We start from the raw sequence: 24404 nt of genomic DNA, 5'->3' as shown, positions 1-24404 counted from the left end.
CGGGATTCCTGGCCCGGCAGGGCAGACGAAACCGCTCTGCCTTGAGGCACCAAGGCAGGTATCCCGTTTCGTCCTGGGGTTCGAAGAGCCGTCTGGCTCCCACGCCTTGGAAACCCCGCACAGCGGGTGTGTGCGACACCACTCGAACGTGGCGGGCCCGCACCCCGCCGCAGGCGCCGGCCCCAGGGGTGCCGGGGGAGATCCGGGGCATCGGGGCGCCGCAGCGGGCGGCTTCGCGGCCGACGGCGCGGGATCACGCCAACTCCGTTGTTCCCCAGTCGAGTTGATCTGGGCTGATCTATGTTCTAGGGGCCCGTATCGGTTCACGGTTCACGGTTCGCCCCAGGAGGTCCGCTTGCAGCCCAGACGCGCCCGCGGCCGCGCCCTCGCCCGAGCGTTACGCCGTTCCCATCTGCTCATCGCCTTCGCCCTCGGCTCGCTGCTCGTCGGGGTGACCCCCTGGCTCGGCGTGGCGAGCCCGGGTCCCGGCGGCCGCGGCCCGACACCCCGGCCGGCCCCCGTGCCCTTCGACCAGCAGACGGCGAAGCAGTCGCCGCACCACGGCGTCGCCCCGGCCAACGCCATGGAGCCCTCGGCGCCCGTCCTCGACCGCACCGGATGGACCGCCGCGGCGAGCGACGAGGAGACCACCGGCGAGAACGGCCGCGCGGCCAACGTCCTCGACGGCAGCACGGCCACCATCTGGCACAGCAAATGGACGGCCACCGCCGCGCCCCTGCCGCACAGCATCACCGTCGACATGCACCGCACGGCCGTGGTCTCGGCACTCGTCTACCAACCCCGCACCGACGGGCCCAACGGCCGCATCGGCGAGTACAGCATCAGCCTGAGCGCCGACGGCCAGAACTGGGGCAGCCCGGTCGCCACCGGCACCCTCGCCGACGACGCCAGTGCCAAGACGCTCGGATTCGCCCCGCAGGGAACCCGGTTCGTCCGGCTCACCGCCCTCACCGAGGCCGGCAACCGCGGACCCTGGACCTCCGCCGCCGAACTCAACCTGCTCGGCGACCCCGGCACCCCCGCCGCCACCGTCGACCTGCCCCGCACCGGATGGACGGCCGCGGCCAGCGACGAGGAGACCACCGGGGAGAACGGCCGCGCGGCCAACGTCCTCGACGGCGACGCCGCCACCATCTGGCACAGCAAGTGGTCCGGCACCCCCGCCCCGCTGCCGCACAGCATCACCATCGACATGCACCGCACGGCGGCCGTGTCCGCCCTCGTCTACCAGCCGCGCAACGACGGCCCCAACGGGCGCGCAGGTGCGTACACCGTCACCACCAGCACCGACGGCACCGCCTTCGGCGCACCGGTGGCCGCGGGCACGTGGCGCGACGACGACACCGTCAAGACCGCCACCTTCACCCGCACCGAGAACGCCCGCTACATACGCCTGACCGTGACCGGCGAGGCCGGCAACCGCGGACCCTGGACCTCCGCCGCCGAGATACGCCTGAGCGGACCGGCCGACCCGGCCGCCCACGGCTCCTGGGACCGGATCACCGGCTTCCCCCTGGTGCCGGTGGCCACCGCCGTCCTGCCGGGCGACAAGCTGCTGGCCTGGTCGGCGTACGCCGTCGACCGCTTCGGCGGGAGCAACGGATACACCCAGACCGCGATCCTGGACCTCAAGACCGGCAAGGTCACCCAGCGCCGCATCGACAACACCGGCCACGACATGTTCTGCCCCGGCATAGCGATGCTCGCCGACGGCCGGGTCCTCGTCACGGGCGGCAGCAACGCGGAGAAGGCCAGCATCTACGACCCGGCCGCCGACGCCTGGTCCGCGACCACCAGCATGAACATCGCCCGCGGCTACCAGGCGATGACCCTGCTCTCCACCGGCGAGGCCTTCGTCCTCGGCGGATCCTGGAGCGGCGCCACCGGCGACAAGGCCGGCGAGGTCTGGTCCCCGGCCACCGGCACCTGGCGCAAGCTGCCCGGAGTCCCCGCCGCCCCGGCCCTGACGGCCGACCCGGCCGGCGCCTACCGCGCCGACAACCACATGTGGCTGCACGCCACCTCGAGCGGCAAGGTACTCCAGCTCGGCCCGAGCAAGCAGATGAACTGGATCACGACCGGCGGCAACGGAAGCATCACCTCCGCCGGCACCCGGGCCGACAGCCAGGACGCCATGACCGGCAACGCCGTCGCCTACGACATCGGCAAGCTGCTCACCCTGGGCGGCTCGCCCGCGTACGAGAAGACGCCCGCCACCCGGCGCGCGTACACCGTGAGCATCGACGGGAACCAGGTCCAGGCCGCCCGCACGGGCGACATGGGCTACGCCCGCTCCTTCGGCAACAGCGTCGTCCTGCCCGACGGCAAGGTCGCCGTGTTCGGCGGGCAGGCCTACCCCGTGCCGTTCAGCGACGCCACCTCCGTCCTGACCCCCGAGCTGTGGGACCCGGCGACCGGACGGTTCACCCCGCTCGCCACCATGGCGATCCCGCGCAACTACCACAGCGTGGCGAACCTGCTGCCGGACGGCCGCATCTTCTCCGGCGGCGGCGGCCTGTGCGGCGACTGCGCCACCAACCACGCCGACGGGGCCGTGTTCACCCCGCCGTACCTGCTCAACGCGGACGGCTCGCCCAAGCCGCGGCCCGCCATCACCGGCGGCGTGCCGCCCCGGGCGGCCGCGGGCGCCTCGCTCACCGTCTCCACCGACGGGCCGGTGGCCTCCTTCGTCCTGATGCGGGCCGCGGCCGCGACCCACTCCACCGACAACGACCAACGGCGGGTCCCCCTGGTGTCCACGGCCGCCGGGACCGGCACGTACACGGTCTCCATCCCGGCCGACAAGGGCGTGGTCCTGCCCGGCACCTACATGCTCTTCGCCCTCGATGCCCACGGCGTGCCGAGCACCGCCCGGTTCGTCACCGTCTCCTGAGACCCCGACGACGGCTCCGCCCCCAGCCGGGCTCGCCGGGCGGGGGCGGCGCCGGCGCCGGGGCCGTTTGAGGACGGCCGCTCCTTCCGCTAAGATCAATCACGAGCCCGCCGCCGCGGACAGCGGAAGCGGGCCCGGCGTTGGTGGTCCAAGGAAAGGCACCCCACTTCCTGTGGGGGGATGCAGGTGCAAGGCCTGCCCAGCGCTCGACCAAGGCCCCGGCCTCCCTGAGGAGGCCGGGGCCTTCCGCATGGCCGCGGGCGTGTGACCATAACCCCCTCGCACATCCGCACGTCATGGGGGGACCATGCGCACCCGCACCACCCGCACCACCTCCGCCGCCACCGGCCTGGCGGCCGCGCTCACGGCGCTGCTGCTCCTGACCGGCTGCACCGCGTCCGACCACGGGCCGCGTCCGGGTTCGGGCGGTACCGCCGCCGCCCCCGTACCGGCCGGCGGCTCCGCGTACGAGGGCCCGCGCCCGCAGGACCAGAACCTCCTGGCCTGGACCGGCGACCCCAACGACGCGGGCCACGTGACCGCCCAGTCCGCGGCCGGGGTCGGCGGACGGGTCACCCTGGTACGGATCGTGCTGCGCGAGCAGATCACCTGGTCCAACATCTGGCTCGGCCTCGCCGGCCTGGACCCGAACGCGCAGCTCTCCGACTGCTACCTCGGCGTGTACGACGCGGGCGGCACCCTGCGGGCGACCACCGCGGACATCTCGCCGCAGCTGATGACCGACGCCGTCGCCAAGCCGCTGCCCCTCGCCAAGCCGTTCACCGCCGCCCCGGGCACCTACTTCATCGCCCTCCTCCTCAACGGCAACTGGGCCACCAACGCCCTCACCCTCAAGGCCACGGGCGCCGGCATCTCGGTCAATGCCGGGCTCGCCCCGCCGAACCTGCGCTACAGCACGGTCCTGACCGGCCAGACATCCCTGCCGGCCCACGTGAACCTCGCCGAGCAGTCCACCAGCACCATCAACACCGGCTGGGCCAGCCAGTGGTACGGCATCTCCTGACCCGCGGCCCCCGACCCACCCCGCCCCGGCCCGTCCGGAGCCCGTGACGTCCCGGGCCGCCGCCCGCTCCGGCAGCGGACAGGCGGCTCGGCGTACGGCCGGCCATCCCCCTTGCCGAGGGCCGCGGCCGCATCCGATGATCCTCGGATGAGCCTTCCCCCACAGGTGGTGCACCTGGACGCCCCGGACGCCCCGGGCGGCCTGACGCTCCGCCGCTTCGAGGCGGAGGCGGACCTGCCCGAGTTCCTGCGGGTCCTCGAGGAGTCGCTGGAGCACCTGCGCCCCTGGATGCCCTGGGCCGCCGAGCACACTCCGGCCGCGGCCCGCCGGTTCCTGGCCGACCGCCCCGCACGCTGGGCGAGCGGCGAGGCGTACACGTACGCGATCGTGCTGGACGGGGCGATCGTCGGCTCGTGCGGACTGTACCGGCACGAGGACACCCCGGCCGACGGCATCGAGATCGGCTACTGGCTGCACCCCGCCGCCACCGGCCGCGGGGTGGCGACCCGGGCCGCCCGCGCCCTGGCCGAGGAGGCCCTCCGCCTGCCCGGCGTGGACCACGTCGAGATCGTCCACGACCCGGCCAACCGCGCCAGCGGCGCCGTCCCCGACCGACTCGGCTTCACTGAGCGGCCCCGCCGCCCGGCCGGGGCCGGCGAGCTGCGCGTCTGGCGGCTCTGCCGTCCTAGCAGCGGTTCAGGGGGCCGGTCTGCCGGGTGAGGTTGTCGTTGGACATCCAGCCGGCCCGGTCGGTGCCGGGCACGCGGACGTACGTCCACTTGTGGCCGTAGGAGTTGACGACGAAGCAGTGGTACAGGAGCTTCGTACCCGACTTGGCCAGGGCCACGGCCGGGCACGCCTGGTACGGCCCGGTCACGATGTGGAAGTCGCCGGACATGTAGCCGTACGAGCCCGGGCTCCGCTCCTGGTGGCTCCAGCCCGCGCAGGTCGTCGGCACGGGGCTGGGTCCGGCGGCCGCTGACGCCGAGGCGCCGCCCTTCGGGCTCGGCTTGGCGGCAGGGCTCTTGCCGCCCGCGGGCCGGGACGGGGCGCCGGACGACGGGGTGGGGGAGGGGGCGGCGGGCTGCGGGGATTCCGCCCGGACACGGCGGTCGGTGCGGCCACCGCCCGCGTCGTCGTCGCCCACCACGGCGTAGGTGACCCCGCCGCCCGCGAGCACCGCGGCGGCCGCGGCCGCGACGACCAGACGGCCGCGGAACCGGCGCCCCGCGGCGGCCGCCCCGCCGGCGTGCGGAGCCGTAACCGGCCCGGCGTGACCGGCGTACGGGGCGTGCGGCGACGGCAGCGGCTGGGGTGGGGGCGTCGGCATCGGCACGGGGGTCGGCGCCGGCATCGGCACCGGTGTCGGCTGCGGGTAGGGCGTCGGCGCGGGCCCGTACCCCGGCGGGACCGGCGGCGCACCGGCGGCCCGCCCCGCCACCGGACCGGCGCCAGGCCCGGCGGTGGCCGCCGCGGGGCCGGGGGCCGGGCTCCCGCCCGCGGCCACGCGTTCCAGCATCGCCCGCGCCCGGGCGGCGTCCGGGCGGTCCTGCGGCTCCTTCGCCATGAGCGCCCGCAGCACGGGCCCCAGCGGCCCCGCACGCCGCGGCTCCGGCAGCGGGTCCGAGACGATCGCCGACAGGGTCGACCAGGCCGACGTACGGCGGAACGGCGAGCCGCCCTCCACGGCCGCGTACAGCGTCATCCCCAACGACCAGATGTCCGACGCCGGACCGGGCTCCCGGCCCTGCGCCCGCTCCGGCGCGAGGTAGTCGAGGGAGCCGATGAGCTGACCGCTGCGGGTCAGCTTCGCCGTGGCCTCGTCCGCCGCCTCGACGGTGGCGATCCCGAAGTCGGTGAGCACGACCCGGCCGCCGGGCTCCAGCAGGACGTTGGCCGGCTTCACGTCGCGGTGCAGCACGCCCGCCCGGTGCGCGGCGTCGAGCGCGTCCATCAGCCGGGCCCCGATCGCCGCCGCCTCGCGCGGATCCAGGGGGCCGCGCTCGTCCAGCACGCTGTCGAGCGAGGGACCCTCGACGAGCTCCATGACGATGACCGGCAGCCCTTCCTCCTCGGCCACGTCGTGCACGGTGACCACCCCGTGGTGGCGGATCCGCGCGGCGGCCTGCGCCTCGCGCTGCATCCGGGCGCGCAGATCCGCCAGTTCGGCCGCGGAGGCATCGGTGTAGGCCCGCATGACCTTGACGGCGACCTCGCGGCCCAGCAGTTCGTCCACCGCGCGGGCGACGACGCCCATGCCGCCCCGCCCGATCGTCGCGGTGACCCGGTACCGGCCGCCGAGCACCCTCCCGACCAGCTCCCCGCCGCCCCCTGCCGCCCCCTCCGCCGTCACGCGCTCGCTCCCCGTCCCCACTGCTCGTCAACTCGGTCGTGCCCGTGCGCCCCAGCGTAAGGGCAGGCACGTGCGGCGCAGCGACCGACTTCACCCCCCGGGCAGGGGGTGTAGCTGGGTACACCCCCTCGGGCAGCTACGTGCAGGGGCGGCGGGCGCGGCGGGCGGCAGAGTCGGGCGTGCGGTGCGAGGGACGTGCCGGGAGCGATCGAAGGGCGAGGGGGCCGGGCGCAATGCCGGAGCTGAAGCAGAGGGGCGCGGGGGCGGGACGGGACGCCGTTTCCGCCGCGGCGGCGGCGGGGGAGGGGCCGGGGCCGAGGCCGTGGAAGGCGGAAGCGGGGGTGTTCCTCGCCGTCGCGTTCGCGGCGGCGGGGGCGTGGGGCGCCGTGCAGCCCGCGACGGGGATCCCGCCGGAGGTGGTGCAGTTGACCCAGTTCGGGCCCGCCGTCGCCGTGGCGGCGGTGGCCGCCCTGTGGCCGGGCCGGATCCGGCGCCGGCTCGCCGGAGCCCTGCCGGGCGCGGGCGCAGCCCCGGCGGGGGAGCGGCGCGGGCCCGCCCGGGGGCCGCTCCTCCTGCTCACGGCGGTACTGATCACCACGCTGAGCGCGGGCGCGTACGCGATGGCGGAGGCGGGGCCGGTGCACCTGACCGATCCCCGGAGCCTGCGGAACCCGTTCCTCCTGATCGCCGTGGCCCAACTCGTCGGCGCCTGCGGCGAGGAGATCGGCTGGCGGTGCCTGCTCCAGCCCCTGCTGCGGACCCGTTTCGGCCCGCTCACCGCGTCCTCGCTGGTCGGCGTGGTGTGGGGGCTGTGGCACGTGCCGGTCCTCGCCCAGGCGCCGGCGTACGCGGCCGCCTTCCTGGCGGGCACGGTCGCGATGTCCGTCGTCCTCGGGCTCGCCCTGGAGCACGTCCGCGGGAACCGGCTGCTGCTCGCGGGCGGCTTCCACACCCTGGTCAACCTCGGGATGCTGCTGTGCATGGACGAGGAGTCGGGGGCCGTGCTGCCCATGGTGCTGTTCGGCGGCGCCTGCGTGGCCGTGGCCGTTCCGTGGGTGGCGGCCGCCGTTAGGATCACGGCCGGGGCGGCGCACGAGGCGCGCTGACGGGGCGGAACGACGGGTGGTCATGGCAGAGCGGGGCGGACACCGCCCGGGCACCGGGGACGGGCGAACCGCCGCCAGGGCTGGGCTCCCGGGCACCACGCGCCGGATGCCCGGCTCCACGCGCCGGGACGCCGGCCCCGCACGCCCTGACCCCGGCCCGGCGCGCCGGGAACCCGTCCTGCGGTCCGTCCTGGCCGACCTCGGGCGCTGCCAGCTGCTTTCGCTGTCCGCCTTCGCGGTCTGCGCGGCCGGCGCGCTCGTCGGGTGCGTCCTGCTCCTGCTGCCCGTCGGGGCCGGCTTCCCGCTGCTGCCGCCCGCCGCGAGGACCCTGCGCCGCCTCTCCGACCGCTACCGCACCCGGGCCGAACGCCGGACGGGCACCCCCGTCGCCGCGCCCGACCCCCTCGCCTTCGACGACGCCTCGGCGAGCCGCCGCGAGCGCGCCGTGGCCGTCCTCGGCGACGACGGCTTCTGGCGGGACCTGCGCTGGGCGTGGGCCGAGCCCTGGGTCGGCGGCCTGCTGGTGGCGGCGCCCCTCGCCCTCGTGGAGTACGGGGTCTTCGGCGCGCTGGTGCAGCCGTTCGTCTGGCGGATGCTGGGCGACGGCAACTGGTACGCCTTCGTCCCGGTCGACTCCCGCGCCGGCATGCTCGCCGCGCTCGTCCTCGGCCTCGGCTTCGCCGCGGCCGGACTGCGCCTCGCACCGGCGGTGCTGCGGCTGCACGCCCGCTGGAGCCGGCGCCTGCTCGCGCCGCCGCTCGCCGCCGAACTCGCCCGCCGGATCACGCACCTGGCCGAAACCCGGGCCGACGCCCTGGACGTACAGGCCGCCGAACTGCGGCGCATCGAGCGGGACCTGCACGACGGGGCGCAGGCCCGCCTGGTGGCCCTCGGCATGACCCTGGACGAGGCGACCCGGCTCCTCGACTCCGACCCGCGGGCGGCGCGAGCGCGGCTGGAGGAGGTGCGCGCCACCGCGCAGCGGGCCCTGCAGGACCTGCGCGACCTGGTGCACGGCGTCCTGCCGCCGATCCTGGCCGACCGCGGACTCGGCGACGCCGTACGCTCACTGGCCCTGGACAGCCACCTCGACGTGCACGTCGAGGCCGAGCTGCCCCACCGCCTGCCCGCGCCGGTGGAATCGGCGGGCTATTTCGCCGTCGCGGAGCTGCTGGCCAACGCAGCCAAGCACTCCGGCGCCCGCGAGGTCCGCATCCACCTCGCCCACGCGGACGGCGCGCTGCGCGCCACCGTCAGCGACGACGGCCGCGGCGGGGCGGATCCCGCCCGGGGCAGCGGACTGCGGGGCGTGCGGCGCCGGTTGGGTACCTTCGACGGAACCCTCGCCCTGCACAGCCCGCCCGGCGGGCCGACCACCGCGACCCTGGAGATACCGTGCGCGTCGTCCTCGCCGAAGACCTCTTCCTCCTGCGCGACGGGCTGACGCGCACCCTGCAGGACCACGGATTCGAGGTGGTCGCGGCCGTCGACAACGGCCCGTCGCTGCTGCGCGCCCTGCGCGAGGAGGCCCCGGACGTCGCCGTCGTCGACATCCGCCTGCCGCCGTCGTTCACGGACGAGGGCCTGCGCGCTGCCCTGGAGGCCCGCAGGTCCCGGCCCTCGCTGCCCGTCCTGGTCCTGTCCCAGTACGTCGACCAGCTCTACGCGCACGAACTGCTGGCCGGCGGCCAGGGGGCCATCGGCTACCTCCTCAAGGACCGGGTCACGCACACCGCCCAGTTCGTCGATGCGGTCCGCACCGTCGCCGCGGGCGGCACGGTCATGGACCCCCAGGTCATCGCCAGGCTCCTGGCCCGCAGCGACGCCCGCGGCACGACGGCGGCGCTGACGCCGCGCGAGCTGGACGTACTGCGGCTGATGGCGGAGGGCCGGTCCAACGCCGCCGTCGGCCAGTCGCTGCACATCAGCGAGAGCGCCGTCGCCAAACACACCGCGGCCATCTTCGCCAAGCTGCGGATCGACCCGTCCCCGGACGACAACCGGCGCGTCCTGGCGGTCCTGGCCTACCTCAAGCGGTAGGGCCCCCGAGCCGGTTCCGGTCCTGGCCGCGGCCACGGCCCGGGCCCGCCGCCGGGGCGGTGCGGCCTCAGGCCACGGGGTCGGGTGCCAGCTCGATCACCTCGGCGGGGCCGGCCCGGAACGCCGGGCTGGCGGCGTCGGCCTCGATCATGTGCGCGGTGACCTCGTGCGCGGCGAGCGCCGCCCTCGACGACCACTGCTCGACGAGCACGAAGCGGTCGGGATCGCCGCTCACCCGGTGCAGGTCGTACTGCAGGCACCCCTCTTCGGCGCGCACGAGGGGCGCGAGCCGCTCGAAGGCGTCGACCTGCTCCCGGCCGCGGCCCGGGAGGGTGGTGATCAGTATGTGGAGGCGTACGGGTTCTGACATGCGGCAGAGCCTAGATCGGCACCCGAGGCACCGAAAGGCCCGTTCCGCTGGCCGGACGCCCCGGACCCCGGACACGGGCCGGTGCCGACGCCACCCGGAGACGCCACCCGGAGACCTAGGAGGGGGCGGCTCACGGCGGGGGCAGCGGTGGTCCTAGGGTGGCGGGTGGGGTTGCGGGGATCCGTGCGGGGTCCGGCCGGGCCCGAAGGTTTCGTCTCTCCCTGGGGGTTGTCGGCCATGGTGCGCTCGCTCGACGGTCTCGTCTTCGTTCCCGTTGCCGACCAGGCGGCGGGGCAGGTCGGGCGGCAGACCCGGTTCGCGTACCACGAGCAGGACGGGCGGATCTGGGCTGAGTACGCCGGCGGGGACGTGGTCCGGGGGCACCTGGTCGGCACCCGCGCGGGCGACGCCCTCGACTTCCGCTACGTACAGCTCCGCCTCGACGGCACCACCGCGTCCGGGCACTGCACCTCGCTGCTGAGCGAGCTCCCCGACGGCCGCCTCCGCCTGGAGGAGACGTGGAGCTGGGAGTCCCAGGAGGGCAGCGGCACGAGCGCGGTCGAGCAACTGCCCTCCTGAGCCGTGGCAGGCTGTGCACACGAGTGCGCACTGATGGGCGAGGGAAGGGAACGGATGGGCTTCGCGCTGGAGGGACCGCTGCTGGAAGGGGCGCTGGTGCGTCTGGAGCCGCTGGACCACCGCCACGCGGCCGGGCTGGCCGCGGCGGCGGAGGAGGACCGCAGCTCCTACGGCTACACCTGGGTGCCGAGGGCGGCCGAGATCGAGGACTACATCGACGGCCAGCTCGCCCGCGCAGCCGCCGGCACGGTGGCCCCGTACGCCCAGGTGGACCGGGCGACGGGCCGGGTGGTCGGCGCCACGGGCTACCTGGACGCCCGCCCCTGGCCCACCGGGGGCGCCGGGCTGTGCGCCGTCGAGATCGGCTACACCTGGCTCGCGGCTTCGGCCCAGGGCACCGGCGTGAACACCGAAGCCAAGTACCTGCTGTTCCGCCACGCGTTCGAGAACTGGGGCGTGGCACGCCTCGACCTGAAGACGGACGCCCGCAACGACCGCTCCCGGGCGGCCATGGAGCGCCTCGGGGCGCGCTTCGAGGGCGTGCTGCGGAACTGGGCGCGGTCCTGGGCGCCGGGCGAGGACGGCCTGCTCCGGGACTCGGCGATCTTCTCCGTGACGGCGCAGGAGTGGCCGCAGTGCCGGGCCGGACTGGAACGCCGCCTCGCGCGGACGCCGGCCCGCAGCTGATCCCCCTACCCGCCGGCGGTCAGTCCGCGGCGCCGTCCTCCCGGCGGACCAGGACGCCGTTGGCGTCGCGGCGGTAGACGCGCCTGCGGTTCTTGGCGAGCTTGGCCTCGACCTCGTCCTGGAGGTCGTGGCCGGTCATCTCCGCGAGGGCCGCCAAGTACAGGAACACGTCGGCGAGTTCCTCACCCGCGTCGGGCAGTTTCCGGCGCCACGCGGTGAAGGCCTCGCCCAGCTCGGCGTTCAACAGCCCGAACTCCAGGGCCACGTCGGTCGTGTTGAAGCCCTTGTCCAGCTTGTTCTCCCAGGCGAGCTTCTGGGCTGAGCGGATGTCCACCGGTTCCTCCGGACGCGGATCGCGACTCCTGTGCTGCCCCGAGCCTAGCGACCGGCAGCCGGTGAACCGCCCGGCGGTCGCCGTCCTGGCTTCGCTGGCCGCCAACGCCGCCACGGCGCAGGACCGTTGGCCCGGAGCCGTCGACCGGATCCGGCAGCAGCCGTGGTGGTGGGTCGGCGGCCTCGGGGCCCCCGCCGCCGGGCCGGCACGTACGGATCTGGGACACGGCCACCTGGACCGGTGGGCCGGAGCTCACCCGCCACCACGGCGACGTACGCTCCCTGACGGGCCATCCGGACGGCAGCCGCATCGCCTCGGCCGGCTGTGGGACGCCCGCACCGGCCGCGCCGCCACCGCCCTGCGCACCGAAGCTCCGCTGTACGCCTGCGCGCGGGGCCCCGAGGGTACGGACCTGGCCGCCACGGGGCTCGGCGGCCTCTACCTCTTCGCACTCCATGCCTGAGGCTGTGGCGGGCCACGGACGTGCGTGACGAGCGCCGCACCCCGAGGGCGGAGCCGGCCGGACTTGAACCGGCGTCCTCGCGGTGTGGGAGACCGCGCGCGTCGACCTCTGCGCTACGGCCCCGCCCCTGCGCATCCTAGGCGCTTCCCGGGAGGACGCCGGTCGCGGCCGTGGCCGGTTTTCACGGCCCTGCCGGAGCACCGCCCGGTGGGGCTGGCTTAGGATTTCCACCTTCGGCGTGGTCGTGTCCGGGGAGGGTGAGGGGCGGTGCCGGAAGGAACGATTCTGGGCCGGCTCGCTCGGATGGGCAGGCGGTCCGAGGGTTCGGTCGGGCGTCGTGCCGTCCGCAAGGAGGCCAGGCGGGCGCTGCGGGAGATGCCGCTGCCCCGTCCCTTCAGCATGCCCGCTCTGATCGCGGCCATCGAGGCGGAGCGCGGCCGGCGGATCGAGCTGGTGGCGGTCCCGGACCGGCTGCTCGGACAGAGCGACGTCTGCGGACTGTGGATCCGGCACGAAGACGCCCCCGTGGACCTGGTCTTCATCCCGGAGAGCATCTCCGGATACCACCGCCAGCGCGTCCTCTTCCACGAGCTGGCCCACCTGTGGTGCGACGACCCGGAGACGTTCGCCGGGCAGACGGCGACGCTGCTGCCGGGCTTCTCCCCCGAGCTGCTGGCCCGGCTGGCCGGCGCGGGCCCGTTCATGGCCAGGCACCGCTTCGACACCCACGTCGAGCTGCGCGCCGAGATGATCGCCGATCTGCTCCACCAGGAGGCGTTCGCCTCCGCGCCCGTCGGGGACGGCACCCTGCAGGGTCTCGACGACACCCTTTCCCATCCCTTCTCCCGCCCGGCCAGGAGTCGTCTTGACTGACATGCTGACGTACGGCGTCGTTCTCCTGCTCCTCGTGCAGGTCGTGTGGCGGATGCCCGCCGCGATACGCGGGCGGGTGCGCGAGCGCTCACTGTGGGGCGCCTTCGCAGCGCTCGCCTGTGCCTGGCTGATGCGCAGCAGCCTGGGCAGGCGCCTCGTCGACGGGCTCGGCGTGGACGACCTGGCCACGCTGCTCAAGCACTGCCTGACCATCGCCGGGATGTGCGTGCTGCTCCGCTACATCGCCGCCGTCTACCGCGAGGGCGCGGCCGGGGGGACGCCCTCCCGGCAGGCGCGCGTGACGGTCGCGGTCCAGCGGTACGCCGTGGCCGCGGCAGCCCTGGCCTGCGCCGGCATGGCGGCGGTCTTCCTGTTCGCCCTGCACCGCGGGCCGGTACCGGTGGACTCGCACTTCGTGGACCGGCACGCCGGCGAACCCGGTCTCGCCGTCTACATGACGCTCTTCTACGGCTACAGCGGCGCCGTGATCACGCTGTGCGGCTACCAGTGGGCCAGCGCAGCCCGCCGGGCGCCCCGCCGGGCCCTGCGCACCGGCCTGCGCCTGATGGCCGCCGGCATGGCGATCGGCACCCTGTACTCCGCGGTCCGGGCCGTCTACAGCATCGTCGTCGCCCTCCACCCCATCCCGGTCGCCGCCGCCCACATCCAGGAGAACATCACCGACGGCATGCTCTACGCCGCCTTCCTGTGCTGGGGCGTCGGCGTGATCGCCCCGGCGACCCAGGCCGCGGTGAACCGGGTACGGGCGTACAGGATGCTGGCGGGGCTCCATCCCCTGTGGCGGGACCTCGCGCTCACCGCCCCCGACATCGTGCGCCACGCCCCCAGCCGCACCCTGCCGGGGCGCCGCGCCGCACACCGCCTCGACACCCTGCGCGACCTGGTCTCGCACGACGTCTCGCCCCACGTCCGCCTGGGGCGCTACGTCACCGAGATCCGCGACGTCATCCACGCGCTGCGCCGCCAGGCCCCGCACGACCTCTACCAGGTCGCGCTGGAGCTCGCCGAGAGCGAGGGGCACACGGGCGCGGACGCCGAGGCCGTGGCGCAGGCGTACTGGATCATGGCTGCGCGCTCGGCCATGCGGGCCCCGGTCCGCGAGCCCGGCGTACCGGCCGAGTTCCCTGCGGCCGGCGAGGACTTCTTCTCCGAGGAGGTGCCGTGGCTGCTGCGCGTGTGCGAGGCGTACACGCGAGCGGATCCCGCGGTCGCGGAGGAGGTCCTGGAGGACTCCCGCACCTCCGCCTGAGGGCCTCGAACGGCAACGACACTCACGGCAACGACACTCACGGCAACAACACCCATCACAGGAGCACTCACTCATGACCGCATCCACCGGCCGCGCGAAGGCGACGAAGGCCACCGCATCGGCCGCCGCCATCGTCAGGGACGAACAGGGCCGGGTGCTCATCGTCAACCCCGTCTACAAGGAGCGCTGGAACCTGCCGGGCGGTCACATCGACGAAGGCGAGCTCCCGAGCGCGGCCGTCCGGCGCGAGCTCCGCGAGGAGGTCGGCCTGGACGTCGAGATCGGCGACCTGCTGGTCACCGCCTGGGTCACCCGCCCCGAGGGGTCCCACGTCTTCTACGTGTTCGACGGCCCCGAGCTGACCCCGGAGCAGCAGCGGGGCATCACCCTGCAGGACTCGGAGATCGGGGAGTTCCGGTTCAGCCTGCCGGAGGACATCTCGCCCGACATGATTCCGCCGTTCGCACTGGCCATCTGGCGCAAGGCGCTGGCGGCGCGGGAGGAGAAGCGGGCCGCGTACGTCGAACTCGCCCTGTAGGCGCGTACGCGCCCGTCGGCGGGGTGCGGACGCCTCCTTCGGCCTGCTTCCGCCTACTTCGGCCGCATCCCGTCGACGACACCGCCGATGAACTCCAGCAGCTCCGCGGGAAGTGCCTCGCCGCCCCCTCGGGCCGCGAGGCCGGCCAGGCCGCCGCGCACGAGGCGCATGCCGCTGACGATCCGGTGCACCTCGGCGTCGTTGCTCCGGAAGAACAGCGGCGGCACGGCGAGCGCGGCCGCGAGCGCGTCGAGGACCTCGCCGGGCACCGCTTCCACCTCGCCGGTGCGCAGGGCCCGTACGAGGTCCTCGCTCAGCACTGCGGAGCCCACCTTCGTGTTGCCCAGGCGGGCGATCTGGGCGTCGGTGGGGTGCGGGGCGGTGTAGGTCTCCTCGAGCAGGTGCGTGATCTTCTCGGCGATGGTGACCGGCAGGCGGGGCGTGCCCTTCGGCGCGGCCTCGTCGCCAGGGGTCTGCTGCTCGGTGCGACCGATCGGGACCGCCGCCGGAGGCGTCCGGGGGTCGGGGTGGAAGGAGCGCTCCTGCGCGGCCAGCAGCTCCTCCACGCTCACGCCGTACGCATCGGCCAGGGTGGGCAGGAACTTCTCCGCGAGGCGCCGCCTGCCCCGTTCGGCGTTGGCCACCGGGCCGGCGCTGCGGGTCCCGGTGATGGCTGCCGTCTGGTACTGGGAGTAGCCGGCATCGCAGCGCAGATCCGCGAGGTCCGGGGGCAGGAGCCGGGGGAAGAGCTCGTCCAGATCCATGCCGAGCGCCTGGGCGAGGGCGGGGAGCTTCTCGCCGTCCGGCACCGACTTGCCGCTCTCCCAGCCGACCACGGCCGGCACGGAGACGCCCAGGCGCTCCGCGATGTCTGCCTGGGTCAGGTCGGCGGCTCGGCGTACTTTGCGGAGCAGGTGTCCGTCGACGTGACGAACAGGCATGAGCTCTCCTGGGCTGGGTCGGCAGGGGACGCACCAACTTTACCGAGTGCGCGACTTGATTGGTTCGCCAAAGCTAGATAACTTCATTTCAGCGAACGGGGGTCGCTCCTCCGGGCACCGGACTGCACCGGCTTCGGCCGTGCATTGCAGTGCCCTGCCGTGGACCGAAGCACAGGGGGTGCTTCGGTCCACGGGTTCGAGGAATCCCGTACCGACACCGGTGACGAAGCCCGCAGACCGCAGAAACCGCAGAGTCGGCCGGTTGCCGCTGGGGCGGCTCAGCTCTCCAGGTAGGTCACGGTGCCCGTGCGCCGGGCTTCATCGGTGGCCTTGAGCCGGGCGAACTGGCCGGCGTCCATGATGCCCTCCCACTCCTGAAGGGTGTGGACGCGGAGTTCGGTGTGCTCGTTCGGGTCGAGCGTGAGGGCCGAGATCTGTTCGTCGGTGAGCCGGCCGCCGTCGAAGATGACGCCGAACCTGTTGAGCGGCCAGCCGTCGCCCTGGGTGGTGAAGCGGACCGCGAGCAGCCTCTGCGGTCCCGTGAACGTCATCTGCGTTTCCTCGAAGCACTCCCTCAGGGCGCACTCCCAGGGCGTCTCGCCGGGATCCATGTTCCCGCCGGGCCACTGCCACGCGTCCTCGTCGCGGACGGCGCGGAGCTGGAGCGGGCGACCGGCGGTGTCGGTGAAGTAGAGGCCCGCGTAACTGGTGGCGTTCGCGATGGTCTTGACGTACTCCTCGGGCGGGATCCAAGTCATGCCGAAGCCTCCTTCTCGGCGGAGCGGTAGTACGTTACCCGCATACGCCGCCGGCCGTGGGCCGAAGCCGCCTCCAGGCCCACGCGGCCGGCAAGACCGCGCGCCTGCGCGTCGGCATGATGCCGTTCCACGTGTACGAACTGCGCCGCTGCCGGGACACCTTCCGCTCCCGTCACCCCGGTGGGAGCTGCAGGTGCGCCGGGCGTCCTTCATCGACCCGTTCGCCAGGCTCCGCGAGGGCGACATGGACGTGCTCCTCTCGTGCTGCCGGTGGAGGAGCCCGACTTGACCGTCGGCCCGATCGTCTTCCGCGATTGCCGCGTCCTCGGCGTCGCTGCCGAACACGACCTCGCGGGGCGGCACCGCGCACTGCTCGATCCACGGAACTGAGGCGCGGCCCCTCGTTGGTTCGCGTTCGCTCGACGCGCGCGGGGGCGCGCCCGTTCCCGCGGACGTCCTCGGCTTCGCGTGGGTGGACTCCCGCATGGCGGGCACGGTCGAGGTGGCGTTGCGGTGGCGCGGCGCGCGCCACGCGGACGCCGACGCCCTGACGGCGGCCTTCGCCCCGGCCGGACGGCTTGGCCGCGTTCAGCGACCGGCGGCACGGGGTCGGTGGCCCGGGCAGAGCGCGGGCCCTGCCCCGCGCTGCGGGGCTACGGAGGTGATTCGGCCCAGGTCTCCGGGCCGCCGCCCCGCCATTCGACGAGGGTGGGGTCGGTCAGGTCGAGGTCCTCGGCCCCCGTCACGCCGGCTGCCGTCAGGAAGGCCGCGATGTCGGACGGCTTCTGCGCCACGCCGATGGCAACGCCGTCCCAGCGCACGCGCCGCCAGCCGTTCTCGTCGGGCGGGTAGATGACCAGGCGGGCAGACATGCCCACCAGTCTTCCGGCGGCGGCACGGCGGTGCACCCCGGGGCCGCCCGTTCGTGGAGCGGGAGCCTCTCTCCCCCTCGTCCTCTTCGTCCGCTCAGGTGACCCTGCACGCGGCGGCCCAGGTCAGGGTGGGTGGGCCGGCGGGGCTCACCTTGGCTGCCCCTGGTGCGCGTCCGCTGCCGGCACTCCCCGACCCCTCCGCCCGGGAGGCGGACGAGCGCACCGGCCGCGTCCGTCAGGAGCACGCGTCGGCGGCGCCCGTGGCGGCGGGGCTGCTGCGGCGGGCGGTGAAGCCCCACGTGATCACCAGCCGGTACACCCCTCCGCTGCTGGTCGCCCGTGAGAGAAGCCGCCCGGGATCGCGGCCGTGGCGATCACGCCCGGTTTCCTGCGCTCGGAGGCCGCGCTGGAGCAATTCGCAGTCGCCGAGGCCGACTGGCGCGACACCGCGTCCCAGGAGCCGAATTTCAGCCATTCCCAGCCCCCTGACTACCTGGGCCGCGCCGTCGCCGCACTGGCCGCCGCCCCCCCCCGACGTCAGGGCCAGGACCGGCCGCGCCCTGGCCACCTGGCCCTGTAGCGGGCGTACGGCTTCACCGACGCGGACGGCACGCAGCCGGACCGCGCCGCGCACCGGGCCGAGAACCTGGCGGAGCAGTACGGGCCCTGGGCAGGCCGCTGTAGGGCATGCAGTTGGCGGCCCCGCACCCGCTCAGGGGGCCGCGTGCCGTACGTGGAGATGGCCCTCGAGGGGGAAGGCGGGCGGGGCCGGCGGCAGGAGCCCGGCGAAGGCGTAGCCGCTCTTCTGCGCGACCCGGCAGGAGGCGGCGTTGTCCGTCCGGTGGATGAGCTCGACGCGTTCCAGGCCCTCGGCCCGGAAGGTGTCGAACGCCCAGGCGGTGACCGCCTCCAGGGCCCGCGGCGCCACACCGCGGCCGCGCGCCGGGCCGGCCGTCCAGTAGCCGACCTCCGCCGACGGCGCGCCCGGCACGACCTCCTTGAGCACCGCACTGCCGGCCAGCCGCCCCGGAGCGCCGTCGGGGCCGGACTCCACGACGGCGAAGCAGAAGCGATCGCCCGCAGCCCAGCGCCGCTCCTGTTCCCCGACCCACCGCAGTCCGTCGGCCTCGTTCGCCATGCGGTGGCTCGTCCAGCGCAGCAGCTCGGGATCCCGGTAGGCCTCGACCAGCGCCGGTGCGTCCTGCGGGCGCCAGGGCCGCAGGAGGAGGGCCGGAGCGGTCGGCGTCGCAGCCGCCGTCAGGGTCAGGCCGCTCGGCGGGTGCGGGTACGGTTGCGGGAGCCGCCCCGTCATCGCTCGACCCGGTCGCGCAGGGCCCGGACGGACCAGTCGAGCGCAGGGTGCAGACCCTGCGGGCCGGGCCATCCGTTGACGACCGCGAGGAGGCGGAAGTAGCGCTCCCTGCGCGGGTCGTTCAGGCCCTCCAGCCGGGCGAGGAGCGGCCGCAGGGGAGCGACGGGGCCGCCGCCTCCGCCTTCACCTCCGCCTCCGCGTCCGCCTCGGCACAGGTTCACCAGCTGCGCGACGAACGGGTCGGCCTCGGGGGAGTCGGGTTCGACACCGGCCGCCAGGGCAGGGGCGACCGCGTCGCGGACGGTCGCCGCGAGGTCCCGGCTCCTGCTCGGCGGCACCCCCTGCCCGCGCCCGGCCACATGGTCGCGGACCATCTGGCGTACGTGGTCCCGGAAGCCGGGGTCCTGCGACAACTCGGCCAGTTCCAGCCAGGCCTCGATCTGGTCCGGACGGGGGTCCGCGGGGAGCTCCGGAGTCATGGAGCACATGACCGCCGAGAAGACGGCGTCGTCCGCCGGTGCGTGCTCACCACCGCCGTCGCTGTCGCTGCCGCTGCCGTGGAAGACCGCCCGGAGGAAATCGTCGACCAGCTCCCGGCGTTCGGAATCGGACAGTCCGGCCAGCTTGTGCATGAGATGGGTCTCCTCAGGGGTGGCCCCGCGCTTCGCCACGGCGGTCAGCACCGCGCGCCGCAACCGCAGGGTCCGGATCTGCACGTCCAGCGCCTCGGCCTGGGCCGCGGCGACCTCCGGGAGCTCCCGCTCCCGGTCCATGACCTGCCGGATGGCCGGGAGGCCGAGCCCCAGGTCCCTGAGGGTGCGTACGAGTTCCAGGCGCGCGAGGGCGTCGCCGCCGTACTGGCGGTGGCCGGCCGGGGTGCGGTCGGCGGGCGAGACGATGCCGGAATCGGAGTAGAACCGGATGGTCTTGACCGTCGTACCGGTCTGCCGGGCCAGCTCGCCGATCGAGTAGAGCGTGTCGCCGTTCATGCCCCCACCTTCGGATCTCCCCTTACGGGAGACGCAAGCCCCCTTCCGCCTCCGGCCGAGTCTCTCACGGGTGACGCCACGGCCGGTTCGCCCGTGTCTGCCCGGCGGCGGGGCGTCCGGTCGGGGAGGGTGGCGGGGTGGAGGAGCAGCGGTTCGACGTGTGGGCTGCCGGTGAGGCGTACGACCGGTACATGGGGCGGTGGAGCCGCCTGGTGGCGGAGGAGTTCCTGACGTGGCTCGGCTGCGCGGACGGCCTGCGGTGGCTGGACGCGGGGTGCGGTACGGGCGCGTTGACCGCGGCCGTGGTGCGGCGCTGCCGGCCGCGGAGGGTGCTGGGGGTCGACCGGTCCGCCGGGTTCGTGGCCGCGGCCCGCGCGGCCGTCCCTGCGCCGGCGCGCTTCGCCGTCGCCGACGCGCTGTCGCTGCCGGTGCGCGACGGCGGTTGGGACGTGGCCGTGAGCGGATTGGCACTCAACTTCCTCCCGGACCCCGGCGCGGCGGTGGCCGAGGCGGTCCGGGCCGTGCGGCCGGGGGGCGGGATGGTGGCGGCGTACGTCTGGGACTACTCCGGCGGCATGGGCTTCCTGAACGCCTTCTGGGCCGCGGCGGTCGCCCTCGACCCGTCGGCTGCCGCACTGGACGAGGGGCGCCGCTTCCCGCTGTGCCGTCCGGATCCGCTGCGCGCCGTGTGGGAGGCGGCGGGGCTGGCCGGTGTCGCCGTCGCCCCGGTCGAGGTGCCCACCGTCTTCGCCGGTTTCGCGGATCTGTGGGAGCCCTTCCTGGCCGGGCAGGGGCCCGCTCCCGGCTACGCCGCGGCCCTGGCCCCGCCCGCCCGGGACCGGTTGCGCGACGCGCTCGGCCGGGCCGTGGCGAAGCGGCCGGACGGCTCGATCGCGCTCACCGCCCGCGCCTGGGCGGTCCGGGGAACCCGGCCGCCCCGGCCCGGCGCGCGACGGCCGGCCTGACGGAGGCTGCGGTCCGGTACCCCTGACGCCGTTCAAGCAGAGGGAGACGAAGGTCAGAAGTGGTTGCTGGGGACCGGGCCCTTGGAGCTCAGCGGGGTACGGGGGCCGGTCAGCCAGAGCGGGGCGACCGCCGTGACGAAGTCGCGGAACGCCGCGTCCTCGTCGGCGGGGCCCTCGCCGTCGCCCGGGTCGGCCGACGGGTCGGCGGTGACGATGTCCCGGGCGATCTCCGCCTCGGGTCGGCCGTCGGCCGGACCGCGCCCCTCGGCGCCGAGCTGTTCGCCCCACGGCTCGGCTCCGAACTGGCGCTGCAGCGTGCTGAAGTCCGCCGGCACGGCAGCCGGTTCGGTCCAGGTGTTCGCGTGCTCGTACAGCACCTGACCGGGGGCCCGCTCCCGCAGCCCGGCCAGCAGCTCGGGCTCGTGGTCGCCCAGGTCGTAGGCCACGACCAGGGTGCCCGGGCGATCGGGAGCGTACGGCACCTGCGGCAGGTCCAGCAGGTCGGCCGCCGCCAGGGCCAGGATCCGGTCGGAGCGGCCGGGCAGGGCGCTCACGGCCGTCGGGCGGTGCCCTGCGCAGTCGAGGGCCGTCGCGAGGCGGTCCAGCCCGCGGCGGCAGGCCTCGTAGGTGTCGCTGAGGTAGGCGTAGCGGCCGGTCATGACCTCGAAGCCGTACGGGGAGAGCGTGCCGAGCACGGTGCCGGTGAGGGCGAACTGCCAGCCGCGCAGGTCCGTCCGGTCGAGCGGCGTGGTGCGGGAGGCGGCTTCGGCGCGGCCCACCATCGCGCGGAGCCGTTCATGGGCCCAGCTCCAGGTGGTGTCGGCGGGTTCGGGCAGCCGGGCGGTGCGGGCCCGGGCGGAGGCGAGGTCGCCGGCCAGGAGGCAGTTGTAGGCCAGCAGGTAGCCGCCGGGCCAGGGTTCCAGTGCGGCCTCGTGCCGGAGCAGGACCTCGGCGGCCTCGGCGTGGCGGTCCTCGGCCTCGAAGGCGGCGACGAGCTCGTCCAGCACGGGCCGGGCGCCGGGGGAGAGGCGCAGCGCCTCGCGCAGCGCGGGCACGGCGAGGAAGGCGATCCCGCGCTCGACGCAGAGGTAGCCGAAGTCGTGGAGGCACCGGGCGTCGCCGGGCTTGCGGGAGGCCTTCTTCGCGGCGCGCGCCAGGTCGTCGAAGCCGACGGCCTCGGCCAGGGCGCGGACCTCTGCGGCCAGGTCGCGCAGGGGCGCCGTGTCGGTGAGGGGGCGCAGGGCGCGGACGGCCGCGGGTATGTCGCCGGTGCCCAGCAGGCGCCGTACGTCGTCGAATGAGTTCGTCATCAGGGGTGATGATGTGGGGGAGCGGCGTCGAGGGCAACGTGATTTTCCCGGGGGTGCGGGCACGCGCCCCCGGGCGTCCGCCGGGCTTCGCGCCACCGCGATGGCGGCCGCCGCCCGCCGCGGATGCCGGGACGCACCGCGGCTGCGGAGCACGGAGCCCCTTCACCCGCCCGTTCACCCCGATCACCCGATCAGGCGGCATGCCGCCGGCGCCGGGCCCCCTGGCCCCCGACCCCGTAGCCTGGGGCCTTCCGTACCCCGGCCGCGGCCGCGCACGCACCCCCGGGCCGCGCAGCGCAGAGAGGTACCCGTACCCGTGCCCGAGCCCCCTTCCCCGCCCGCCGTCCTCGCGGTCTTCGCGCATCCCGACGATGAGTCCCTGGTGGCCGGCGGCGTGCTCGCCCGGCACGCCGCCGCGGGCGCCCGTACCGCCGTCGTCACCGCCACCTGGTCGGCCGGGAGCCACCGGGCCGCCGAACTCGCCGACGCGCTGGCCGTCCTCGGCGCCGGCGAGCCGAGGCTGCTCGGGTACGCCGACGCCCGCATCCCGCAGTCGGCGCCGCTGCGGCCGCGCTTCTGCGATGCGCCGATGGACGAGGCGGTGGCGCGGCTGGTGTCCCACGTGCGCCGGTTCCGGCCGGACATCGTGGTCACCCACGACGCGCACGGCGGCCTCACCGGCCACCCGGACCACGTCCACACCCACCGGGTGACCGCACTCGCCGTCCACGCCGCCGGGATCGAACACCTCTACCGGGACTGCGGACCACCGTGGCGGCCACGCGCCCTGTACCTGGCCACCCACCCCGCCTCGGGGGCCGGCGCGCTGGGCGGCCTGCTCGCCGGGGTGGGCAAGCCGGTGCTCACGGTCCCGGACGAACAGATCACCGCGACCGTCGACGTCGGTCCGTGGCTGGAGCAGAAGTGGGCGGCCGTCCTCGCGCACCGCAGCGAAGTCCAACGGGACCGCTCCCTTCCGGCCGTCCTGTCCCGGCTGCCGGAGGACGTCCGCCGGGGCATCCTGACGACCGAGTGGTACACGCGCCTCGACATCAGGTCCGCAGCAGGCGACCTGCGCGAACTGACCGCATGAGGCAGGCGCCGGCCGCCCCCCCGGCAATGCGCCGCCACGGCCGCGGCCGGACCGCCGACCGACCCCGGCCCCTATGCTGCGGGAATGATCAAGCCCATCGAACTCGTCATATTCGACTGCGACGGCGTGCTGGTCGACAGCGAGCGCATCGCCGCACGCGTACAGGTCGCCCTCGGCGCCGAGCTCGGCTGGCCGCTGACCGAGGACGAGGTCGTCGACCGCTTCATCGGACGCTCACACGCCGCCATCCGCGAGCAGATCGCCGCACGGCTCGGCGAGGACACGGCCGCGGTCTGGGCGGAGCGCTTCGAGGAGCTGCACCGCGAGGCCGTGGACGCCGGGCTGGCGCCCGTCGAGGGCCTGCCGGAGGCGCTCGACGGGCTCGGCCTGCCCACGTGCGTCGCCTCCAGCGGCTCCCACGACAAGATGCGGCACACCCTCGGCCGTACCGGCCTCCACGCGCGCTTCGCGGGCCGCATCTTCAGCGCCACGGAGGTCCCCCGCGGCAAGCCCGCCCCCGACCTGTTCCTTTACGCCGCCCGGCAGATGGGCGTCGATCCCGCAGCCTGTGCGGTGGTGGAGGACAGCCGGCCCGGCGTCGAAGCCGCCCGCGCCGCTGGCATGCGCGCCTTCGGCTACGCCGGCGGGCTGACGCCGGCCGAGCGCCTCGCAGGCCGCGACACCGTCGTCTTCCACGACATGCGCGACCTGCCGGCCCTCGTCGCGGCCCGGTGACCGTTCCCCCCGCCGACGGCGGTCAGACGCCGGTCAGGGCCGGCCGGGCCGTGTGCGTCTCCCTGAGGGAGGCCGACAGGGCGCGGGCCTCGTGTTCCGTCATCCGCGAGGTCTCGTACGGGACGGCGTTCACCCAGCGCTGGGTCAGCCGGGCGATCCGCTCGCCGTACCGCCGGGCGGTGAGCAGGTCGCCGCGCGAGCCGGCCTGCTCCGGCCCCTGGTCGGCGTGGCTCTGGCTCATCAGACCCAGCCACGAGCCCAGCCGGTTCACGTCATCGCGGGAGCCGCCGCTCCAGTTGTTGCCCGGCATGTCGCCGACACCGATCCACTGCATGCCCATCTGCGCGCCGAAGACGGCCAGTTGCTCAAGGACGGCCAGCTTGTCGCCGCTCTGCGAGGCGGACATGGTGAACCCTCCGGCCAGCTTGTCCTTCCACGCCTGCGTCGTGAACGGCGTGAACGCCGCCTCCATGAACGCCTTGAACACCGCCGACACGCTGCCCATCAGCGTCGGGCAGCCGAGGACGATGGCATCGGAGCGTTCCAGCATCGCCAGTGCCTCCGCATCGTGCCAACGGCCCGCGGTGACGTCCTCGGCCCGGATCTCGACGAGCTCCACCCGGGCGCCGGGCACCAGGCGCGCCCCCTCGGCGAGGTGCTCGGCCAGGACCCGGGTGTGCCCGTGCACCGAGTGGTAGACCACGGCCACGGTCACCGTGCCCGTGCCCGCATCCGTGCCCGTGGCCGTCGGTGCCGCACCGTGCTCGGGTGCGATGTCATGGAACGTCATGTGCTCTCACTGCTTCCGCTTGTGTGTGGGGGCTTCCCCCCTGCCTGCCCAGCCATCACACCCCGCGGACGGCACGGCATCAACGCCG

At 74.9% G+C, this 24404-nt stretch carries 26 protein-coding genes and 1 tRNA gene; 16 read left to right on the top strand and 11 right to left on the bottom strand.

All coding sequences use genetic code 11. The features are described 5' to 3' along the window. Positions 1-355 precede the first annotated feature (355 nt). The 3 genes from AB0953_RS22975 (at position 356) to AB0953_RS22965 (ending at position 4658) form a co-directional block, all read left to right on the top strand. Positions 356-2914 carry a discoidin domain-containing protein gene (locus AB0953_RS22975; protein ID WP_366861397.1) on the top strand — a complete coding sequence of 853 codons (2559 nt, stop codon included), beginning with the start codon at positions 356-358 and terminating at the stop codon, positions 2912-2914. Between the two features lie 307 nt (positions 2915-3221). Beyond that, complete coding sequence (locus tag AB0953_RS22970; RefSeq protein ID WP_366861396.1) at positions 3222-3938, top strand: hypothetical protein; 717 nt, start codon at positions 3222-3224, stop codon at positions 3936-3938. Positions 3939-4085: 147 nt separating this feature from the next. After that, positions 4086-4658, top strand: coding sequence for a GNAT family N-acetyltransferase (locus AB0953_RS22965; protein WP_366861395.1), 573 nt, complete (start codon positions 4086-4088; stop codon positions 4656-4658). Here AB0953_RS22965 and AB0953_RS22960 read toward each other — a convergent pair. After that, positions 4624-6291 (bottom strand): serine/threonine-protein kinase, encoded by a 1668-nt coding sequence (locus AB0953_RS22960; RefSeq protein ID WP_366861394.1) that lies wholly within the window; start codon positions 6289-6291, stop codon positions 4624-4626. The two genes, AB0953_RS22965 and AB0953_RS22960, sit on opposite strands and share 35 nt — an antisense overlap. A gap of 233 nt (positions 6292-6524) precedes the next feature. Between AB0953_RS22960 and AB0953_RS22955 the strand changes: the two genes are divergently transcribed. From AB0953_RS22955 to AB0953_RS22945, 3 genes are all read left to right on the top strand, one after another. Further along, on the top strand, positions 6525-7397 hold the full coding sequence (locus AB0953_RS22955) for a CPBP family intramembrane glutamic endopeptidase (protein WP_366861393.1): 873 nt from the start codon (positions 6525-6527) through the stop codon (positions 7395-7397). A 106-nt stretch (positions 7398-7503) separates the two neighbouring features. After that, complete coding sequence (locus AB0953_RS22950; RefSeq protein ID WP_366861392.1) at positions 7504-8841, top strand: sensor histidine kinase; 1338 nt, start codon at positions 7504-7506, stop codon at positions 8839-8841. Continuing rightward, positions 8793-9437 carry a response regulator transcription factor gene (locus AB0953_RS22945; protein WP_366861391.1) on the top strand — a complete coding sequence of 215 codons (645 nt, stop codon included), beginning with the start codon at positions 8793-8795 and terminating at the stop codon, positions 9435-9437. Before AB0953_RS22950 ends, AB0953_RS22945 begins: the two co-directional genes overlap by 49 nt. A gap of 67 nt (positions 9438-9504) precedes the next feature. Here AB0953_RS22945 and AB0953_RS22940 read toward each other — a convergent pair whose 3' ends face one another. Then, positions 9505-9807: a putative quinol monooxygenase gene (locus tag AB0953_RS22940; RefSeq protein WP_366861390.1), complete on the bottom strand. Its 303-nt coding sequence runs from the start codon at positions 9805-9807 to the stop codon at positions 9505-9507. 237 nt (positions 9808-10044) lie between these two features. Here AB0953_RS22940 and AB0953_RS22935 point away from each other — a divergent pair, with 237 nt between their 5' ends. Continuing rightward, complete coding sequence (locus AB0953_RS22935) at positions 10045-10386, top strand: hypothetical protein (RefSeq protein ID WP_366861389.1); 342 nt, start codon at positions 10045-10047, stop codon at positions 10384-10386. Between the two features lie 54 nt (positions 10387-10440). Continuing rightward, positions 10441-11073, top strand: coding sequence for a GNAT family protein (locus AB0953_RS22930; RefSeq protein WP_366861388.1), 633 nt, complete (start codon positions 10441-10443; stop codon positions 11071-11073). A gap of 19 nt (positions 11074-11092) precedes the next feature. Here the strand turns inward: AB0953_RS22930 and AB0953_RS22925 are convergent, their stop codons facing one another. Further along, positions 11093-11407 (bottom strand): hypothetical protein, encoded by a 315-nt coding sequence (locus tag AB0953_RS22925; protein ID WP_366861387.1) that lies wholly within the window; start codon positions 11405-11407, stop codon positions 11093-11095. Positions 11408-11468: 61 nt separating this feature from the next. Between AB0953_RS22925 and AB0953_RS22920 the strand changes: the two genes are divergently transcribed. After that, complete coding sequence (locus AB0953_RS22920) at positions 11469-11870, top strand: hypothetical protein (protein WP_366861386.1); 402 nt, start codon at positions 11469-11471, stop codon at positions 11868-11870. A 48-nt stretch (positions 11871-11918) separates the two neighbouring features. Here the strand turns inward: AB0953_RS22920 and AB0953_RS22915 are convergent. Further along, positions 11919-11993, bottom strand: a tRNA-Gly gene (locus AB0953_RS22915). A 276-nt stretch (positions 11994-12269) separates the two neighbouring features. On the opposite strand from AB0953_RS22915, the gene AB0953_RS22910 reads away from it, so the two are divergent. The 3 genes from AB0953_RS22910 to AB0953_RS22900 all read left to right on the top strand — a co-directional run bounded on the left by AB0953_RS22910 (position 12270) and on the right by AB0953_RS22900 (position 14551). Continuing rightward, complete coding sequence (locus tag AB0953_RS22910; RefSeq protein WP_366861385.1) at positions 12270-12743, top strand: hypothetical protein; 474 nt, start codon at positions 12270-12272, stop codon at positions 12741-12743. Between the two features lies 1 nt (position 12744). Then, on the top strand, positions 12745-14013 hold the full coding sequence (locus AB0953_RS22905) for an MAB_1171c family putative transporter (protein ID WP_366861461.1): 1269 nt from the start codon (positions 12745-12747) through the stop codon (positions 14011-14013). Between the two features lie 73 nt (positions 14014-14086). Next, positions 14087-14551, top strand: a complete 465-nt coding sequence (locus AB0953_RS22900) for an NUDIX hydrolase (protein WP_366861384.1) — start codon at positions 14087-14089, stop codon at positions 14549-14551. A 53-nt stretch (positions 14552-14604) separates the two neighbouring features. On the opposite strand, the gene AB0953_RS22895 is transcribed toward AB0953_RS22900, so the two are convergent. From AB0953_RS22895 to AB0953_RS22885, 3 genes are all read right to left on the bottom strand, one after another. Further along, positions 14605-15492 carry a helix-turn-helix transcriptional regulator gene (locus AB0953_RS22895; RefSeq protein ID WP_366861383.1) on the bottom strand — a complete coding sequence of 296 codons (888 nt, stop codon included), beginning with the start codon at positions 15490-15492 and terminating at the stop codon, positions 14605-14607. A 278-nt stretch (positions 15493-15770) separates the two neighbouring features. Then, positions 15771-16250, bottom strand: a complete 480-nt coding sequence (locus AB0953_RS22890; protein ID WP_366861382.1) for an NUDIX hydrolase — start codon at positions 16248-16250, stop codon at positions 15771-15773. 653 nt (positions 16251-16903) lie between these two features. Further along, positions 16904-17122: a hypothetical protein gene (locus AB0953_RS22885; RefSeq protein ID WP_366861381.1), complete on the bottom strand. Its 219-nt coding sequence runs from the start codon at positions 17120-17122 to the stop codon at positions 16904-16906. Between the two features lie 367 nt (positions 17123-17489). Between AB0953_RS22885 and AB0953_RS22880 the strand changes: the two genes are divergently transcribed. Then, positions 17490-17702, top strand: coding sequence for a hypothetical protein (locus tag AB0953_RS22880; protein ID WP_366861380.1), 213 nt, complete (start codon positions 17490-17492; stop codon positions 17700-17702). 132 nt (positions 17703-17834) lie between these two features. Here AB0953_RS22880 and AB0953_RS22875 read toward each other — a convergent pair whose 3' ends face one another. Together AB0953_RS22875 and AB0953_RS22870 are read right to left on the bottom strand one after the other, a co-directional pair. Next, positions 17835-18434, bottom strand: coding sequence for a GNAT family N-acetyltransferase (locus AB0953_RS22875; protein ID WP_366861379.1), 600 nt, complete (start codon positions 18432-18434; stop codon positions 17835-17837). Then, positions 18431-19423, bottom strand: coding sequence for a MerR family transcriptional regulator (locus AB0953_RS22870; protein ID WP_366861378.1), 993 nt, complete (start codon positions 19421-19423; stop codon positions 18431-18433). Before AB0953_RS22870 ends, AB0953_RS22875 begins: the two co-directional genes overlap by 4 nt. A 137-nt stretch (positions 19424-19560) precedes the next feature. On the opposite strand from AB0953_RS22870, the gene AB0953_RS22865 reads away from it, so the two are divergent. Next, positions 19561-20388 carry a class I SAM-dependent methyltransferase gene (locus AB0953_RS22865; protein ID WP_366861377.1) on the top strand — a complete coding sequence of 276 codons (828 nt, stop codon included), beginning with the start codon at positions 19561-19563 and terminating at the stop codon, positions 20386-20388. Between the two features lie 53 nt (positions 20389-20441). On the opposite strand, the gene AB0953_RS22860 is transcribed toward AB0953_RS22865, so the two are convergent. Beyond that, the gene (locus tag AB0953_RS22860) at positions 20442-21698 is read right to left on the bottom strand and encodes a hypothetical protein (protein WP_366861376.1); all 1257 of its coding nucleotides are present in this window, start codon (positions 21696-21698) and stop codon (positions 20442-20444) included. Positions 21699-22014: 316 nt separating this feature from the next. Here AB0953_RS22860 and AB0953_RS22855 point away from each other — a divergent pair, with 316 nt between their 5' ends. Both AB0953_RS22855 and AB0953_RS22850 read left to right on the top strand, forming a co-directional pair. Further along, positions 22015-22791, top strand: coding sequence for a PIG-L deacetylase family protein (locus AB0953_RS22855; RefSeq protein ID WP_366861375.1), 777 nt, complete (start codon positions 22015-22017; stop codon positions 22789-22791). 84 nt (positions 22792-22875) lie between these two features. Beyond that, positions 22876-23526 carry an HAD family hydrolase gene (locus tag AB0953_RS22850; protein ID WP_366861374.1) on the top strand — a complete coding sequence of 217 codons (651 nt, stop codon included), beginning with the start codon at positions 22876-22878 and terminating at the stop codon, positions 23524-23526. Between the two features lie 22 nt (positions 23527-23548). Here the strand turns inward: AB0953_RS22850 and AB0953_RS22845 are convergent, their stop codons facing one another. Next, positions 23549-24316: a flavodoxin family protein gene (locus AB0953_RS22845; RefSeq protein ID WP_366861373.1), complete on the bottom strand. Its 768-nt coding sequence runs from the start codon at positions 24314-24316 to the stop codon at positions 23549-23551. Positions 24317-24404 lie beyond the last annotated feature (88 nt).

The organism is Streptomyces sp. NPDC046866 (assembly GCF_040704625.1).
In the GTDB taxonomy this organism is placed as follows: Bacteria; Actinomycetota; Actinomycetes; order Streptomycetales; family Streptomycetaceae; genus Streptomyces.
Note: the sequence above shows the minus strand (reverse complement) of the source record. Positions and strands in the feature narration are given on the sequence as shown.

Bases quoted from the DNA above. Each gene is read 5' to 3' on its own strand.
- AB0953_RS22970 (WP_366861396.1), top strand. From the start codon at position 3,222: ATGCGCACCCGCACCACCCGCACCACCTCCGCCGCCACCGGCCTGGCG.
- AB0953_RS22965 (WP_366861395.1), top strand. From the start codon at position 4,086: ATGAGCCTTCCCCCACAGGTGGTGCACCTGGACGCCCCGGACGCCCCG.
- AB0953_RS22955 (WP_366861393.1), top strand. From the start codon at position 6,525: ATGCCGGAGCTGAAGCAGAGGGGCGCGGGGGCGGGACGGGACGCCGTT.
- AB0953_RS22950 (WP_366861392.1), top strand. From the start codon at position 7,504: ATGCCCGGCTCCACGCGCCGGGACGCCGGCCCCGCACGCCCTGACCCC.
- AB0953_RS22940 (WP_366861390.1), bottom strand. From the start codon at position 9,807: ATGTCAGAACCCGTACGCCTCCACATACTGATCACCACCCTCCCGGGC.
- AB0953_RS22935 (WP_366861389.1), top strand. From the start codon at position 10,045: ATGGTGCGCTCGCTCGACGGTCTCGTCTTCGTTCCCGTTGCCGACCAG.
- AB0953_RS22930 (WP_366861388.1), top strand. From the start codon at position 10,441: ATGGGCTTCGCGCTGGAGGGACCGCTGCTGGAAGGGGCGCTGGTGCGT.
- AB0953_RS22910 (WP_366861385.1), top strand. From the start codon at position 12,270: ATGCCCGCTCTGATCGCGGCCATCGAGGCGGAGCGCGGCCGGCGGATC.
- AB0953_RS22905 (WP_366861461.1), top strand. From the start codon at position 12,745: ATGCTGACGTACGGCGTCGTTCTCCTGCTCCTCGTGCAGGTCGTGTGG.
- AB0953_RS22900 (WP_366861384.1), top strand. From the start codon at position 14,087: ATGACCGCATCCACCGGCCGCGCGAAGGCGACGAAGGCCACCGCATCG.
- AB0953_RS22895 (WP_366861383.1), bottom strand. From the start codon at position 15,492: ATGCCTGTTCGTCACGTCGACGGACACCTGCTCCGCAAAGTACGCCGA.
- AB0953_RS22890 (WP_366861382.1), bottom strand. From the start codon at position 16,250: ATGACTTGGATCCCGCCCGAGGAGTACGTCAAGACCATCGCGAACGCC.
- AB0953_RS22885 (WP_366861381.1), bottom strand. From the start codon at position 17,122: ATGTCTGCCCGCCTGGTCATCTACCCGCCCGACGAGAACGGCTGGCGG.
- AB0953_RS22875 (WP_366861379.1), bottom strand. From the start codon at position 18,434: ATGACGGGGCGGCTCCCGCAACCGTACCCGCACCCGCCGAGCGGCCTG.
- AB0953_RS22870 (WP_366861378.1), bottom strand. From the start codon at position 19,423: ATGAACGGCGACACGCTCTACTCGATCGGCGAGCTGGCCCGGCAGACC.
- AB0953_RS22860 (WP_366861376.1), bottom strand. From the start codon at position 21,698: ATGACGAACTCATTCGACGACGTACGGCGCCTGCTGGGCACCGGCGAC.
- AB0953_RS22850 (WP_366861374.1), top strand. From the start codon at position 22,876: ATGATCAAGCCCATCGAACTCGTCATATTCGACTGCGACGGCGTGCTG.
- AB0953_RS22845 (WP_366861373.1), bottom strand. From the start codon at position 24,316: ATGACGTTCCATGACATCGCACCCGAGCACGGTGCGGCACCGACGGCC.